The sequence below is a fragment of the Vibrio sp. V23_P3S9T160 genome, from assembly GCF_963886625.1.
Classification (GTDB): Bacteria; Pseudomonadota; Gammaproteobacteria; order Enterobacterales; family Vibrionaceae; genus Vibrio; species Vibrio anguillarum.
This window is the reverse complement of sequence record NZ_CAWPDB010000107.1, coordinates 12,523-28,619: the sequence shown is the minus strand read 5'-3', so window position 1 is coordinate 28,619 and position 16,097 is coordinate 12,523. Positions and strand designations below refer to the sequence as shown.

The 16,097-nt window shown below is 45.7% G+C and carries 16 protein-coding genes and 1 other RNA gene; 4 read left to right on the top strand and 13 right to left on the bottom strand.

Annotated elements, in window-relative coordinates; all coding sequences use genetic code 11:
* Position 1 precedes the first annotated feature (1 nt).
* The 8 genes from mraY to rsmI all read right to left on the bottom strand — a co-directional run bounded on the left by mraY (position 2) and on the right by rsmI (position 8,528).
* Positions 2–1,084 carry a phospho-N-acetylmuramoyl-pentapeptide-transferase gene (gene mraY, locus AACU59_RS06310; protein ID WP_094145428.1) on the bottom strand — a complete coding sequence of 361 codons (1,083 nt, stop codon included), beginning with the start codon at positions 1,082–1,084 and terminating at the stop codon, positions 2–4.
* Positions 1,081–2,439 (bottom strand): UDP-N-acetylmuramoyl-tripeptide--D-alanyl-D-alanine ligase, encoded by a 1,359-nt coding sequence (locus AACU59_RS06305; RefSeq protein ID WP_094145429.1) that lies wholly within the window; start codon positions 2,437–2,439, stop codon positions 1,081–1,083. The genes mraY and AACU59_RS06305 overlap by 4 nt, the downstream gene beginning before the upstream one ends.
* Positions 2,436–3,923 carry a UDP-N-acetylmuramoyl-L-alanyl-D-glutamate--2,6-diaminopimelate ligase gene (gene murE / locus AACU59_RS06300; RefSeq protein ID WP_094145430.1) on the bottom strand — a complete coding sequence of 496 codons (1,488 nt, stop codon included), beginning with the start codon at positions 3,921–3,923 and terminating at the stop codon, positions 2,436–2,438. The genes AACU59_RS06305 and murE overlap by 4 nt, the downstream gene beginning before the upstream one ends.
* A 16-nt stretch (positions 3,924–3,939) precedes the next feature.
* Positions 3,940–5,670, bottom strand: coding sequence for a peptidoglycan glycosyltransferase FtsI (locus tag AACU59_RS06295; RefSeq protein ID WP_013856076.1), 1,731 nt, complete (start codon positions 5,668–5,670; stop codon positions 3,940–3,942).
* A complete protein-coding gene (gene ftsL, locus AACU59_RS06290) occupies positions 5,667–5,984 on the bottom strand; it encodes a cell division protein FtsL (RefSeq protein ID WP_010318013.1) in 318 nt (105 codons plus the stop codon). Before ftsL ends, AACU59_RS06295 begins: the two co-directional genes overlap by 4 nt.
* A gap of 3 nt (positions 5,985–5,987) precedes the next feature.
* Positions 5,988–6,938 carry a 16S rRNA (cytosine(1402)-N(4))-methyltransferase RsmH gene (gene rsmH / locus AACU59_RS06285; RefSeq protein ID WP_094145431.1) on the bottom strand — a complete coding sequence of 317 codons (951 nt, stop codon included), beginning with the start codon at positions 6,936–6,938 and terminating at the stop codon, positions 5,988–5,990.
* Between the two features lie 200 nt (positions 6,939–7,138).
* Positions 7,139–7,542: RNase P RNA component class A (rnpB, locus tag AACU59_RS06280), an RNA gene on the bottom strand.
* A 119-nt stretch (positions 7,543–7,661) separates the two neighbouring features.
* Entirely contained in the window at positions 7,662–8,528 is an 867-nt protein-coding gene (rsmI, locus tag AACU59_RS06275) for a 16S rRNA (cytidine(1402)-2'-O)-methyltransferase (protein ID WP_013856074.1), read from the bottom strand.
* 69 nt (positions 8,529–8,597) lie between these two features.
* Here rsmI and AACU59_RS06270 point away from each other — a divergent pair, with 69 nt between their 5' ends.
* From AACU59_RS06270 to AACU59_RS06255, 4 genes are read left to right on the top strand one after another with little or no spacing between them, the layout of a single operon-like run.
* Positions 8,598–10,403 carry a penicillin-binding protein activator gene (locus tag AACU59_RS06270; RefSeq protein ID WP_094145433.1) on the top strand — a complete coding sequence of 602 codons (1,806 nt, stop codon included), beginning with the start codon at positions 8,598–8,600 and terminating at the stop codon, positions 10,401–10,403.
* A complete protein-coding gene (locus AACU59_RS06265; RefSeq protein WP_017046509.1) occupies positions 10,390–10,758 on the top strand; it encodes a YraN family protein in 369 nt (122 codons plus the stop codon). Before AACU59_RS06270 ends, AACU59_RS06265 begins: the two co-directional genes overlap by 14 nt.
* Before the next feature lie 3 nt (positions 10,759–10,761).
* Positions 10,762–11,352: a phosphoheptose isomerase gene (locus AACU59_RS06260; protein WP_010318025.1), complete on the top strand. Its 591-nt coding sequence runs from the start codon at positions 10,762–10,764 to the stop codon at positions 11,350–11,352.
* 3 nt (positions 11,353–11,355) lie between these two features.
* Complete coding sequence (locus tag AACU59_RS06255) at positions 11,356–11,925, top strand: BON domain-containing protein (protein ID WP_017042658.1); 570 nt, start codon at positions 11,356–11,358, stop codon at positions 11,923–11,925.
* A gap of 83 nt (positions 11,926–12,008) precedes the next feature.
* Here the strand turns inward: AACU59_RS06255 and sspB are convergent, their stop codons facing one another.
* The 5 genes from sspB to petA all read right to left on the bottom strand — a co-directional run bounded on the left by sspB (position 12,009) and on the right by petA (position 15,826).
* Positions 12,009–12,488 carry a ClpXP protease specificity-enhancing factor gene (sspB, locus tag AACU59_RS06250; RefSeq protein ID WP_026027949.1) on the bottom strand — a complete coding sequence of 160 codons (480 nt, stop codon included), beginning with the start codon at positions 12,486–12,488 and terminating at the stop codon, positions 12,009–12,011.
* Between the two features lie 9 nt (positions 12,489–12,497).
* Entirely contained in the window at positions 12,498–13,133 is a 636-nt protein-coding gene (sspA, locus tag AACU59_RS06245; RefSeq protein WP_026027272.1) for a stringent starvation protein SspA, read from the bottom strand.
* Between the two features lie 97 nt (positions 13,134–13,230).
* On the bottom strand, positions 13,231–13,968 hold the full coding sequence (locus AACU59_RS06240) for a cytochrome c1 (protein ID WP_094144441.1): 738 nt from the start codon (positions 13,966–13,968) through the stop codon (positions 13,231–13,233).
* Entirely contained in the window at positions 13,965–15,230 is a 1,266-nt protein-coding gene (locus AACU59_RS06235; RefSeq protein WP_017042661.1) for a cytochrome b, read from the bottom strand. Before AACU59_RS06235 ends, AACU59_RS06240 begins: the two co-directional genes overlap by 4 nt.
* Entirely contained in the window at positions 15,230–15,826 is a 597-nt protein-coding gene (petA, locus tag AACU59_RS06230; RefSeq protein WP_010318038.1) for a ubiquinol-cytochrome c reductase iron-sulfur subunit, read from the bottom strand. Before petA ends, AACU59_RS06235 begins: the two co-directional genes overlap by 1 nt.
* Between the last annotated feature and the right edge of the window lie 271 nt (positions 15,827–16,097).

Genomic DNA, 16,097 nt, shown 5'->3' with positions numbered 1-16,097 from the left:
ACTAGCGCACTTTTAGTGTAGCCAAACCCACTAACACCAACACAATTGAGATAATCCAAAAACGGACGATCACACGTGGTTCTGGCCAACCTTTCAATTCATAGTGGTGATGGATAGGCGCCATCCGGAAAATACGTTGACCACGCAATTTGTAGGAGCCTACTTGTAAAATCACCGACAAGGTTTCCATCACAAACACGCCGCCCATGATCACTAACACAAACTCTTGACGAACCAACACCGCAATCGTGCCGAGTGCACCGCCTAAGGCGAGTGAACCCACATCACCCATGAAGACTTGTGCAGGATAAGTGTTGAACCAAAGAAAGCCTAAACCGGCACCCACAATCGCAGTACACACCACTACTAGCTCTGAGGTATGAGGAATATAAGGAATATGCAGATAGCTGGCAAAATTGACGTTCCCCGTTGCCCATGCAATCACTGCAAAACCAGCGGCAACCAAAACAGTCGGCATGATAGCTAAACCGTCCAGACCATCGGTTAAGTTCACCGCGTTACTGGTGCCGACGATGACAAAGTAGGTTAGTACAATGTAGAGCAAGCCCAGTTGCGGCATCACATCTTTAAAGAAAGGCACCACAAGTTGAGTGGCGGCGGTATCGTTGCCGTGCGCATAGAGTGCAAACGCCACTATCAACGCAATGGCCGACTGCCAAAAGTATTTCCAGCGCGCGATCAATCCATCACTATTTTTGCGCACCACTTTGCGATAATCATCCACAAAACCGACCACACCATAACCAAGCAGCACCGCAAGTACGGCCCACACATAAGGGTTTGAGAGATCGGTCCACAGCAGTACGGTAGTAATGATAGAGGCGAGGATCATAACACCGCCCATGGTTGGCGTACCGCGCTTACTAAAATGTGATTCAGGACCGTCGTTACGCACCACTTGACCAATTTGCAGTAGTTGCAAACGTTTAATTAAGCGCGGCCCCATCCATAACGACAGAGCAAGTGCGGTTAAAATACTTACGATGGCCCGAAATGAGAGATATTCGAACAGACGAAAAAAAGAGAAGTATGGCTGGAGTAGATCCGCGAGCCAAATAATCATGAGTATTTCTCCTTGAGAGCAGCCACAATTTTACTCATACCTGCGCTATTTGCACCTTTGACGAGTAAAGTATGAGACTCTTGATCGGATTGTGATAATTGCTGCTCGATATAAGCAATCATGTCCGCATGGCTTTCAAAATGGAGGCCATGGCATAGGTCACTGATCACTTTTGCATCGCGACCGTAAGTAAGGACATAGTCAAACTGAAATGGTGCAGCATGTTCACCGACTTGACGGTGAAGTGCAAGGCTTTCGTCGCCTAACTCGGCCATATTACCTAAAATTAGCCAACGCTTTGCAGAAAAAGTGTTAAGTAGATCAATAGCTGCTTTCATCGCCGGAACACTGGCATTGTAACTGTCATCAATCAGTTTCACTGTCGCGCTCAATTGGGTGACATCAACACGCCCTTTCACCCGAGCCAGATGCGCAAGCCCGTACTGCACCTCTTCAAGGCTTGCACCCAACTCAATGGCTAACGCCGCCGCCGCCAACGCATTGGAAACGTTATGTTCACCAATAATATTGAGCCCAATATCAATATGACCGACTGGTGTGATCATTTCAAACTGCGCTTCACCTTGCTCATTAAGCCTGATATCACGGGCGTAAAAATCCGCAATTTGACGGCTGGAAAAGGTTTTAACGGTTTTATCCGCTAAAATAGCGCTCCAGCGCTCACCACCATGGCTTTCTAAATTAATAATGGCTGTCGCGCCTGCAGCAAGCCCTTGGTAAATTTCACCTTTTGCCTGTTTCACGCCCTCAATTGAGCCAAAACCTTCCAAATGCGCCGCAGCAACATTGTTCACCAATGCGACATCCGGCTTCACTAAAGAGGTGGTATAAGCAATTTCACCAATATGGTTCGCCCCTAACTCAATCACCGCATACGCATCATTAAGATCAGAGCGAAGCAGAGTGAGCGGCACGCCGATATCATTATTAAAATTGCCAGCAGTAAAGAGCACGCGCCCTTTGGCTGATAAAATATTTGCCACCATCTCTTTGACAGTGGTTTTACCACAACTGCCTGTAATCGCAGCGGTCGGTGTTTGACACTGTTGGTGAACCCAAGCGCCAAGCTGGCCTAACGCCTGTTTGGTGTCGGTGACCACCAGTTGAGGAACCGAAACTGCCAAAGGGCGCTGAACCAATAACGCCTTTGCACCAGACGCAACCGCTTGTGCAGCAAACTCATGAGCATCAAATTTATCACCGACCAAGGCAACAAAGAGCGCACCGGGTTTGATTTGACGCGTGTCGGTCGAGACCTCAGATACGGTGACATCACAACCAACCAATTGTGCATGTAAAACGTGCGTCAATTGCTGTAAAGAGACTTCTATCATGCACTTATCTCCAGTAAGGTTTGCGCCGTTTCGCGATCCGAATAATGGATAGTTTGATGGGCCATCACTTGATAATCTTCATGCCCTTTGCCTGCCAATAAAATGATGTCTTGCTGATCAGCATGTTGCAGGGCGTATTGCACGGCAGCGTAACGATTGTGTTCAACGTGTGCGCGACTTGCAAACTCAAGCCCTGCCACCATATCTTGCACAATGTCTGCCGGTTTTTCGCTACGAGGGTTATCGTCGGTCAAAATGACCTTATCGGCGCAGCGCTCTGCAATTTCGGCCATCATCGGGCGTTTGCCTTTATCACGGTCGCCACCACAACCAAAAATCGCCCATAGCTGACCTTGGCAATGAACGCGAAGTGCTAATAGTGCTTTTTCCAAAGCATCAGGCGTGTGTGCATAATCGACGACGATCTTCGCACGATTTGGCGCTTGAAAGAGCTCCATTCGCCCTAAGACTGGCTGCAGTTGAGAAGCCGTTGTCATCAAGGCTTGTTTATCAAAACCTAAAGTCAGCATAGTGGCAAAAGCGAGTAGAAGATTGCTGGCGTTAAATTCGCCAATCAACGGCACGCTCAATTCACCTTGACCATAGTAGCCGTCGAAGGTTAATGAAATACCATTATCACTGTAAGAGACCGAGCTCGCCCACAGCGCTTTAGCGCATTGCGGTTGCTGTTTTAAAGAGACGGCAATCGGTGCTTTCAGCTGTGCTAACCAACTCGCACCCACCGCATCGTCGGCATTAATGACAGCGTGTTGGCAGTGATGAGCGGTAAATAAGGAGAGCTTTGCTTTGGCGTACTCTTCAATGGTGCCATGATAATCGAGATGATCGCGGCTTAAGTTAGAAAACACGCCCACAGCGAACTTCAATGCTTGAACTCGCCCTTGAACTAATCCGTGCGAAGAGACTTCCAGCGCGGTATAGCGAGCGCCCTGCTGCACTAATTGATAGAGTGTTTCTTGTATCTCAATGGCATTACCTGTGGTATTGGCGGCAGGCTGTAAATGGTTAAGAAAACCATTACCCGTCGTACCCAACACCGCCGCTTTCTCGCCTAACAAGTCAATCCACTGCGCGATTAATTGAGTAATGGTGGTTTTACCGTTGGTTCCCGTAACCCCAATCAACGTATTGGCCTTCGAACGATAAAGCCGCGATGCCAGTTGAGATAGATGTTGGTTTAGCTCAGCAAGGTAAATCACTAACACGCCATTGACGGTAGTCATACTGCCATGCGGATGCTGCCTACACGCTTGAGCCAATACCAGATTCGCCCCAGCTCGAGTAGCGCTATCAATAAACTGCCTTCCGTCGATGGCATGGCCGACCACTGCAATAAAGGTATCATTGGGTGATATTTTACGGCTATCGAGCACTAAACGAGTCACCGACAACGTTGAAATAGAATGGCCATCGAGGTCAAGCCAAGGGGCGATGAGATCTTGTAAACACATACTCGGCGTCATTGTGCTTCTCTCTTAATTATTTTTGGAATCGATTTTCATCAGGAGCGACATTGAGGATCTGCAACGCTCCTTTCATTATTTCGGCAAAGACAGGGCCGGCAACGGAGCCGCCATAATATAAGTCACCTTGAGGTTCATTCACCATCACCACTAACGAGACTCGAGGGTCGCTCACTGGAGCCACTCCTGCCGTGTAAGCAAAATATTCATCACCATAACCGCCGGCAATCGCTTTGCGCGAAGTGCCTGACTTGGCCGCAATGCGATAGCCCGGAACCGCGGCTTGAGTTGCTGTGCCACCGGGTTGGGTAACGGTTTCTAACATTTCCAACACTTTCTTAGCATTAGTTTTATCAACCACTTGGCGTGATAAATCTTGCTGGTTGCTGTCAATAATATGGATTGGTTGGTACTGACCTAAATTACCTAAAGTGGCATAAGCATGAGCCAACTGAATGGGGGTAATTGACAAACCATAGCCAAATGCCAAGGTGGCAATTTCAAACGGTGACCAACGGCGGCGATTCGGGAAAATACCCAAAGTCTCACCGACGAGGTTTAAACCGGACATTTCACCAAGCCCTACAGAGGTATACATACCTAATAAGGCTTCGAGAGGCATTTCAAGCGCCAGCTTAGCCACTCCGATGTTACTCGATTTTTTCAGAATTAAGGTTAAATCGGCTTTGCCGACTTTTGAGGTATCACGCACTCGACTGCCGCCGATTTGCATGATGCCATTCCCTGTATCTATCACCGTTTTGTCATTTGCAACGCCATTTTCAAGCGCGGCCAATACTACAAAAGGTTTAACAGTTGAGCCCGGTTCAAAGGCGTCCGTGATCACGCGGTTACGCATTTTAAAACTTTGCCAATCGGAACGGTTATTGGGGTTGTATGAAGGGGCGTTAACCATCGCTAATACTGCACCCGTTTTCACGTCGAGCAAAATGGCCGATGCCGAAGTGGCACGATAGTCCGCTACAGCTTGCTTGACCGCACGAAAGGCGATCGCTTGCAAACGTTGGTCAATGGTCAACGCCAGCGGCTTGCCCTCTTCACGCTCTTCAAGCGAGATATTTTCCACCACTCGGCCATACCGATCTTTGCGGATCACCTGTTTGCCAGCTTCCCCCGTCAGCCATTTATCATAGCTGCGCTCAACCCCTTCTAAACCGTGGCCATCGATGCCCGTCACACCAATTAAGTGCGCACTCGCCTCACCAGCTGGATAGTAACGGCGAGATTCGGCCTTTAGCCCCACACCCGCTAATTTAAGTTCGCGAATATAATTGGCCATTGCAGGGCTCACTTGACGCTGCAAATAGATAAAACGGCGGGTTTGGTTCTCTTCAATTTTTTTCAGCAGCTCACTGCGCTTAATGCCTAACACATCAGCCAGTGCGTACCAACGTTCACGTTCAACTAAGCCGCCGGCTTTAAAAATAGCCACAGGATCAGCCCATACTGCATCGACAGGAACACTGACTGCGAGAGGTTCACCATTACGATCTGAAATGATTCCGCGTGCCGATGGCAAGGTTTTGGCTCGGACAGAGCGCATATCTCCTTCGCGGATCAAATTATCCGGTTCGATAATTTGGATGAAGGCAACGCGCCCAACCAATAAAGCGAAAGCAACGAATACAAAAAAGAGGATGAGATAGAATCGCCAACGGATCAAAATAGGAGATGTCGCTTTTTCTTGACGAGGTGCCGCTTGGGCTTTGTCTTTGTTTTTTTTCATTTGAGCGTAATCACCACTTCTTTATCAGAATCAGGTCGCTTCATTTCCAGCTCTTGTTTGGCAAGATTCTGCACGCGGCTATGTTCTGCGAGGGCCGTTTCCTCAAGAATGAGGTTACGCCATTCATTATCGAGCCGCTCGCGCTCAACTAAGGTTTGATCTTTTTCTGAAATCGCCTGCCTAGAATGGTGGGTAATAAACACCACTCCCATCGCACTGGCAAAAATTAACATTAACAAAATAAGCGGCACTCGACCCACCGTAAACAGGTCAAGTGCAATCAGTTTGGTTAAGTTAGGCGGCGACTTAGACATGGACTACAGTTTTTCAGCAACTCGTAATACTGAGCTGCGTGAGCGGGGATTGAGTTCCACTTCTTCTTTAGTTGGCATAATCGCTTTCCCAACTGGTTTTAAGTTGGCTGAGCCCAATGCCTGAATTTGTATTTCTGTTAACGGCAAACCATGTGGAACCTCTGGGCCTTTACTCTCTTTACGAATAAAGCGTTTGACCATGCGATCTTCAAGCGAATGGAAACTGATCACCGATAAACGCCCTTGTGGGGCTAAGATCTTAGCTGCGCCTTTTAATGCAGTGTCGATCTCTTCTAATTCACTATTGATATAGATACGAAATGCTTGAAATGAGCGCGTAGCCGGGTGCTTTTTCTCTTTAAAGCTTTTCGGCGCAGCTTCTGAAATCAGTTTAGCCAATTGACTGGTGCGCGTCAGAGGCTCTTTTTCATCGTCTTCACGGTAAGCGACAATCGCTTTGGCAATACGGCGCGCGTGCTTGTCTTCACCAAATTCACGAATCACCCAAGTAATGTCGTCCAAATCGGCTTGCGCAAGCCACTGCGAGACAGGGATCCCTGACGTCGGGTCCATACGCATATCAAGCGGGCCATCTTTCATGAAACTAAAACCGCGCTCGGCATCGTCCAACTGCGGCGAGGAAACGCCTAAATCAAGTAGTACTCCATCCACTTTCCCGACCAGATCGTAGCGCTCAGCGTATTGTGCCATGCCAGAAAATGGGCCATGAATGATAGTAAAACGCGGGTCGTTAATTTTTCCAGCTTCAGCAATCGCGTGTGGATCGCGATCTATGCTGTACAGACGACCATTGTCACCCAACTTAGAGAGAATTGTACGACTATGACCACCACGGCCAAACGTGCCGTCGATATAAATACCGTCTGGTTTGATAGCAAGGCCATCAATGGATTCATTCAGTAGTACAGAAATGTGTTGAAAAGGTTCAGTCATCGTTTTCTCATCGGGCTAAAGCTGAAATATAGCAATCGGCTACGGCGCAAGTATTCAGTTTACTGATTTAACGCCGCATCGCTACCACTTGACGTTGGCATCACGTGATATTGCGCTAAGTTTAGTGCTTACGAAATAATTTTCGTCAATAAAAAGCAAAAAACCCATCATAACCGCAAGAGTTATGATGGGTCTGCAATAGGTGGAGTTGACGTATAAGCCGGGTTCTGTTCCGCTTGCGCGGCAGTAGCCATTCGTCTAGGCCAGCAATCACTCACTGGCTCAAGCAACCTACCCGCTTCCTTACGCGAGCAACGCAATGTGGAAGCCTATTTGGTCTTGCTCCGGGTGGAGTTTACCTTGCTACGAACTGTTGCCAGACGCACGGTGCGCTCTTACCGCACCCTTTCACCCTTACCTGTGCCCATTCCGAAGAAATTGGGCCATCGGCGGTCTTCTCTCTGCTGCACTTGTCGTAGGCTTTCGCCCCCCAGGCGTTACCTGGCACCCTGCTCTATGGAGCCCGGACTTTCCTCCCCTCCATCAGTCTCCCCAGCACAAGGCTAAAGGACATCAATGAAGCAGCGACTACCCAGTCAACTCCGAGGGCGGATTGTATAGAGAAAGATAGGTACTGTCTAGGCTCAAACAACTTCTGTGTTTAATTCACGCTTAAGCGTTTAATTATCCATCGATTTAAAACATCAAGATGCCGCTGGCTAATTAAGCAGATAGGTTTTCAAGCCCCCACTTATAAAGGGCATTTTTCTTAAGGTTATAAATTTCAGCCGCCAATGCGGCCGCTTTTTTCAGAGGCAGCTCTTTTGTCAAAATCGCTAAACTGCGCAACGCTTCGTCCGGCAAGCTATCGTCCACGCTTTCTCTGTAACCATGGATCAGTAACACCATTTCACCACGCTTGCGGTTCTCATCTTCATTAATCCAATTAATCAGTTCGCCTAACGGCAAACCTTGAATCGTCTCGAAGGTTTTGGTGAGCTCGCGGGCTAGCACCACGTTACGATCTGGCCCTAAGATAGCTAACATATCTTGCAGTGATTCGCTAATTCGGTGTGGTGACTCATAAAAAATACAGGTGCGTTCAGCCTTAGCGATCTCTAGGAATTTATCTTTACGCCCTTTGCTTTTCGGCGGCAAAAAACCTTCAAAACTGAAACGATCAGAAGGCAAGCCTGATGCACTGAGCGCAGTAATCACAGCACAGGCGCCCGGAAGTGGCACAACTCTCACACCAGCTTGACGACATTGATTGACAAGATGGTACCCTGGATCACTGATCAGTGGCGTTCCTGCATCAGAAACCAACGCAATAGATTGCCCTGATAATAATTTATCGACTAACACTTGTGCTTTTTGCTGTTCGTTGTGATCATGCAAGGCAAAGGTTTTAGTCTGGATATTGAAGTGAGCGAGAAGTCTGCCAGTATGGCGTGTATCTTCCGCAGCGATAACATCAACACTTGAGAGTACTTCAATGGCTCGCTGGGTAATATCACCCAAATTGCCAATTGGCGTAGGAACAATGTAGAGAGTTGGGATCTCTGCTGGCAAGGTTTTGCTATCTGTCATTTGTTTACCATCACTTCAACGATTAATATAGAGACAATTTTACACGGAATAACGAAAGAACTCATGGCTATGAAGAACCATCCGAGACTCAGTGTACCACGCTTATTCACGCCCGTTGCATTAGCAATGGCTTTGGCGGCGTGTTCGTCTTCACCATCGACGCCCACCTCAGTCGATATTACGCAAGATCCCACCAAGTCAGCGCAAACTTACTTGATGCAAGCAGATAGTAGCCAAGGTTCACTGCAAAATGATTGGTTGATCATGGCTCTTAAAGCTGCCATTAACGAAAACAACAGCGAACAAGCGCAACTGTTGATTATGCGCTTAGCCAAACAGTCGCTCTCTGAAGCGCAACAAGCTGAATGGCAAATGGCTAAGGCGCAGTTGTTGAGTAATGCGGAGCAGTTTTCACAAGCGCTCTCTCAGCTTAATTTTCAGGCTTGGTGGAAGCTAAGCCCTGAAACATGGGCTCAATACCATCAAATGCGCGCCGATATTTTTACCGCGCTCAGCCGCCCTTTTGATTCAAGTAGGGAGCTTATTGCATTAAGCACTTACGTTGATGATGCCGAGCAAGAAGCGATTGCCGATCAAATTTGGCTCAATTTCAATCACTATAGCGAACGTGAAATTACCCAATTAAATCCAGAGCCTAACGAAAACGTGCTCGATGGCTGGCTACAACTGGCTGTATATATGAAAACGCTCAATAGCAATATTCCGCAGCTGAAGAATACGCTCGAAAAATGGCTTGCGGAAAACAGCAATCACCCAGCGGCTCGTTATACGCCTAAAGCGATACAAGATATTTTAGCGCTGGAAATCATCAAACCCACTAACACCGCGTTGTTACTTCCTCTTTCCGGAAAGTTTGCCACGCAAGCTCAACTGATCCGTGATGGCTTTATCATGGCGATGATGAATGACCGTAACCGTGACCTCAATGCTACCTTGACTGTGATTGATACCAATGCCGAAGACGCCGCGCTCATAGACAAGCAATTGATTGAAAAAAACATTGATTTCATTGTTGGGCCACTCATCAAAGAGAACATCGAGAATCTACATAAGCTTCAACAAGCACGCTTAGCTTCTATCCCTACGCTGGCGTTGAATATTCCAGACAAAATTGAAGATCATCCTAACACTTGCTATCTTGCACTTTCGCCAGAGCAAGAGGTTGAACAAGCCGCTAAGTATCTGTTTAGCCAAGGCTATCAATACCCTTTAATACTCGCTCCTCAAGGTAATTACGGCCAGCGTGTAGTAGAAGCGTTTAACGCAGAATGGCAAAAATACAGCAAGAATAAAGTATCGGTGAACCTATTTGGTGATAAGCGTCAATTGCAACGCAACATTAACTCAGTATTTGGTCTACAAGATAGCCAACAAAATATCGCGCAAATGGATGCGTTGATGGGTATTGATTTGCAAAGCCTGCCCCGCAGTCGTCGTGATATCGATTCGGTTTATATCGTGGCTAACAGCGCAGAATTGACTTTAATTAAACCCTTTATCGAGGTCGCAATTAACCCTGACACTAAGCCACCTAAACTGTTCTCAAACTCTCGTAGTAACAGTGGTAACACACAGTATGAAGACCTCTCTGGTGTAACTTATAGCGATATTCCATTACTCATTCATCCCAATTCAATGCTGGATAATGAAATGAACCAATTGTGGCCAAAGAACTCCAATAGCGAGCGACGCTTACAAGCATTAGGTATGGATGCTTATCAGTTAATGATTGAGTTGCCACAAATGAAGGTCGTCGAGGGGTATAGTATCGATGGCAAAACAGGCACATTAAGTATTGATGAGCAATGCGTGGTACAGAGAGAGATCAGTTGGGCGGTGCATGGCGCTCTTTAGTCGCCGCGCAGTTGGTCAACAGTATGAAACCGCAGCCAAACACTATTTATTAGGTTGTGGTTTGGCTTTTATTGAACAAAACTTCAATACCAAAGTCGGTGAAATCGACCTCATTATGCGAGATAAAAACACCTTAGTGTTCGTAGAGGTTAAATACAGAAAAAACCAATGTCATGGGCATGCCGCAGAAATGGTTACTACCGCAAAAATGGCAAAGTTGATGAAAACCGCGAATTTATGGCTACTGAAACATGGCCTATCGCCCTATGACACCGATTTTCGTTTCGATGTGATCGCCATCCACCAAGATGTGCACCACATTGAGTGGATTAAAAACGCAATAACTCAAGGATAAACGATGCTCGACAGCATTAAAGACAGTTTTACCGAAAGCATCCAAATTCAAATTGCGGCTGCTGAAGCACTACCCCATGCGATCACGCATGCTGCACAAGCCATGGTGGCAACGCTACTTAACGGTCATAAAATTCTCTGCTGCGGTAATGGTGGCTCTTCGGCCAATGCCCAGCTTTTTTCTTCTTGCTTACTGAACCGTTTTGAAACTGAACGTCCGAGTTTACCCGCCATTGCATTAACCGCAGACAATACTACGTTAACCGCAGTTGCTAACGACTATCACTACCAAGAAATATTCTCGAAACAGGTACGTGCATTTGGTCAACCTGGTGATGTTTTGTTGGCTATTTCAACCAGTGGTAACAGCAAAAACATCATTAAAGCGATGGAAGCGGCTGTGACTCGTGATATGACGATTATCGCTCTCACAGGCAAAGACGGTGGAGAAATGGCTGGTCTTCTAGGTGAAAATGATGTGGAGATCCGCATCCCCTCGCAGCGGACGGCTCGAATCCATGAAGTTCATATGGTCACCCTACACTGCTTATGTGACTTGATTGATCAAGTCCTTTTCCCTTCTCATGAAGAATAGACAATGAATAGATTAAAACTTTCACTCATTCTACTGTTGAGCTTTGCTGTATCAGGTTGTGCAGGCGTTATCCTTGCTGGCGCGGCGACAACAGCGAGCCTAGTAACAGACCCTCGAACCACTCAAGAAATTTGGAATGATAATAACATCGAATTTGAAGTAGCAGGTATCGCCAATAAAGCCCCCTTTAACGGAAAAACTCGCATTACGGCCAGTTCTTATCAAGGGATTGTCGTGTTGATGGGACAAGCTGAAAACTCCGGATTACTCAATGAGTTTGAAAATAAAGCACGTGAGACAAAAGGGGTCAAAACCATTCATAATCAAGTCAGAATAAAAGCGCCTTTATCAATTGGCGAAATCAGTAACGACAGTTGGATTACGACTAAAGTAAAATCAGCGCTGTTGGCCAATTCTGAACTGAACACAATCAAAATCAAAGTAATCACAGAAAATAGAGAAGTATTTTTACTTGGCTATGTCTCGGCGGAACAGGCTAATCTAGCCAGTGATATTGCCCGAAACATATCAGGCGTAAAACAGGTGATTAAGGCATTTCAATACAGCGAATAACCTCGGTTATCCTTTGTTTTTTAGAAAAAAGCAGCGAATATCGCTGCTTTTTCGATCATGACTGCTTAATGTGTGAAAATGAGTTACTTAATAACTCTTAAGCTTGGTTTTCCCTTCGGCCGAGAGGTTTCTTGTGCTCGAGTCTCTAATAATTCCTCATCTTCTTGAGAAGCAACGCTTAACATCGGCTCTTGTTCAGATTCCTCTGTTATGCCCGCTTCTAGATAAGGGATATAGGCCTCTTCCGGTTCAAACATAGTACCTGCACCGTTTTCACGTGCATAGATAGCTTGCACTGCGTACAAAGGCACTATGACCGAATGAGGACGTCCGCCAAAGCGAGCATTGAACGTAATCGCTTCATTGCCAAGCTCAAGGTTACCTATCGCTCTTGGGGCAAGATTAAGGATAATTTGTCCATCTTGCACAAACTCCATCGGCACTCGTACACCCGTAAGAGTGGCATCCACAACAACATGAGGAGTCAATTCATTTTCTAATAGCCAATCATAAAATGCTCTAAGCATATAAGGTCGGCGAGGAGTCATTTGAGAGATATCCATCAAACTGCCTTAACGAACTAAACGCATCTCACGTTCAGCTTCTGTTAAAGAAGCCAAGAATGAATCACGCTCAAAAACACGATTCATATATACTTTAAGCTCTTTAGAGCCAGGACCAATCAGATCAATACCCAAAATAGGTAAGCGCCATAGTAATGGAGCTAAATAACAGTCAATGAGGCTAAACTCTTCACTCATGAAATATTCGTATTCCGCGAACACAGGACCAAGAGTAAGTAGATCATTGCGTAATTTATTACGAGCAGCTTCTGACTCTTCCGCATTGCCCTTCACGACTTTCTCAGCCAGTGAGTACCAGTTTTTCTCAATACGGTAAATCATCAAACGGCTATTACCACGAGCCACAGGATAAACAGGCATCAGCGGTGGATGAGGGAAACGCTCATCTAAGTATTCCATGATGATCTTTGAGTCATAAAGAGCAAGCTCACGATCAACCAACGTTGGTACTGTCTTATATGGGTTTAGCTCAATAAGGTCAGCTGGCAGATTGGTTTCATCAACTAATTCTACTTCAACACTGACACCTTTTTCCGCTAGAACAATACGTACCTGATGACTATACATATCAGATGCACTCGAAAATAGCGTCATCACAGAACGTTTATTGGCAGCTACAGCCATGGAGCCCTCCAGCACACTTACAGATATAAAAACAATGGAGGCCAAGCCTCCATTGAAGATTCTAAAAATTAGAAATTAACGCCGCATGGTAGCACAATTAATGCACATCACGCCAATATTCTTTCTTCAATAGAACGACCACGATAGTAAATAGCACAAGGAATGCCATTACCCACCAACCTAAAGTTTGACGTTCAAGCTTGACTGGTTCTGCTGAATATTCAAGGAAGTTAACAATGTCACGGACCGCTTGATCATACTCACTTTGGCTCAGCTCCCCCGTTCCATCAGACTCGACACCAACAACCTTCTTCACTTCCTCACCATTGACACTGTGAGTGCCATAAACAGGCTGTGGGACCCCTTGCAGCTCTTCAAGCACATGAGGCATACCCACACTTGGGAATACAATGTTGTTTACGCCAAAAGGCCGGCTAGGATCGGCATAAAATGAGCGAAGGTAAGTATACAACCAGTCAGTACCACGAACACGGGCCACCAGCGTTAAATCAGGTGGCGGCGCACCAAACCATTTCGCTGCAGAGGTGTCTGGAATTGCATTCTCTATCAGTTGACCAATTTTGGCATTAGGATCAAAGATCAAATTCTCTTTCATCAAATCCGCAGGAATATTCAAGTCATTCGCTACACGTTCATAACGCTGGTACTGAGTTGAGTGGCAACCAAAACAGTAGTTCATGAATAACTTGGCACCATGCTGCAGTGATGCTTGATCCGTTAAATCATTATTCGCTTTATCTAGATGTACATTTGCGCCAGCTGCCAGAGCAAGTGACGGCAGCATTGCAAATAAAACTACAATCCACTTTTTCATTTAAATGTCACCCTTTCTGGTAATGGTTTCGTTGCTTCATTTTTGCTATAGAAATAGAGCAAAACAAAGAACATGAAATAACCTAAGCTAAAGATCTGCGCCATAAGAGTATAAGTTGGTGTGGCTGGCAACGCCCCCAAAACACCCAAAGCAATAAAGCAGATGGTGAACTGAATAATATTGAACAAGTGGAACTTACTGCGATAACGGTAAGAACGAACTTTACAGCGATCCAACCATGGCAATAAGAACAGCACTACAATCGATGCACCCATTGCAATCACGCCAATTAGCTTATCAGGAACAGCACGTAAAATGGCATAAAACGGTGTGAAATACCAAACAGGTGCAATGTGTTCAGGTGTTTTCAGTGGGTTTGCCGCTTCGAAGTTAGGCGGCTCAAGGAAGTAGCCCCCCATCTCTGGGTTAAAGAACAACACATAACAGAACAGGATTAAGAAACCAGCTACACCAATAAGATCTTTTACTGTCCCGTAAGGATGGAATGGAATCGAATCAATGATGTCGTATTTCTTAGTGTAGTAGTCATGAAATTTAAACTGCGTTTTATAATCATCGCCCATCGAACCTTTTGGTACTTTGGTTTCAATACCGTCAGGGTTATTAGAGCCGACTTCATGCAGTGCTAATATATGGAGAACAATTAGCAACAATAAAACAATAGGTAAAGCAATCACATGCAGTGCAAAGAAACGGTTCAGAGTGGCACCTGAAATAACGTAGTCACCACGTATCCATAGAGTTAAATCATCACCGATAACGGGGATTGCACCGAACAAAGAGATAATAACTTGCGCTCCCCAGTAGGACATTTGTCCCCATGGTAGCAAGTATCCCATAAAGGCTTCGGCCATCAACACTAAGAAGATCAGCATACCAAATAGCCATAGCAGCTCACGAGGCTTTTGATAGGAACCGTAAATTAAGCCACGGAACATATGTAGATAAATCACCACAAAGAAAGCTGAAGCGCCAGTGGAGTGCATATAGCGCAGTAACCAACCATACTCAACATCACGCATTATGTATTCAACAGATGCAAAAGCCCCTTCACCTGATGGCACATAGTTCATGGTTAGCCACACGCCAGTGAGCAGTTGGTTAACAAGAACCAACATAGCTAACGATCCAAACAAATACCAAAAGTTAAAGTTTTTTGGCATTGGATATTCAGATAGGTGTTTTTTGTAAGCGTTCATTGCAGGTAAACGCTTTTCTACCCAATCAAGTAAAACTTGCATTATGCAGCCTCCCCGGTCTCATCTAATCCTATGACAATACGAGTATCGCTAAGATACATATATTGAGGGATAACCAAGTTTAGTGGTGCCGGAACACCTTGAAAAACTCGACCCGCCATATCAAATTTCGAACCATGGCAAGGACAGAAAAAACCAGATTTAACCCCTTGAACTTGTTCACTAAAAGAATCAGGCAAATAAGTAGGTGAACAGCCAAGGTGAGTACAAATACCCACAGCAACGAAATATTCAGGTTTAATCGATCGATAAGCATTTTGCGCATAATTAGGCTGCTGCTGCTCATCCGATTGAGGATCTCGAAGTTGGTTTTCGATATCTTTTAGCCCATCGACCACTGATTGAGAGCGACGAACAACCCAAACAGGTTTTCCTCGCCACTCAACACGAACCATTTGCCCCTCTTCAAGTTTACCGATTTCAACTTCAACGGGGGCTCCAGCCGCTTTGGCTTTAGCACTTGGGTTCCAAGATTTAATAAAAGGAACGGCGACAGCAGCGGCTCCTAACCCTCCGACAACGGCTGTTGTCGCGGTTAAGAAACGTCTGCGACCGTTATTTAAAGGCGCATTGCTCATCCAAACATTCTCCCATTTGCTCCCTGTGGATTATTATTATTCCGCTTATCAAGAGCATGGCTAACAAAATACGAATCTAGTTGTATTTATTTGATGGCAAATCATAAATAAAACCCTACTTTTTGACAAGATAAAGCTACCTTTTCGTAACATTCGTGAAGTAAATCGCACGTGAGGTCACAAAAGGAAGATTAAAGAGCAACAACCAAATGATGTGATTAAAAAAATGAGTGTTTGCTAACACCAAAAAACAAAAAGCCCGGTATAAATA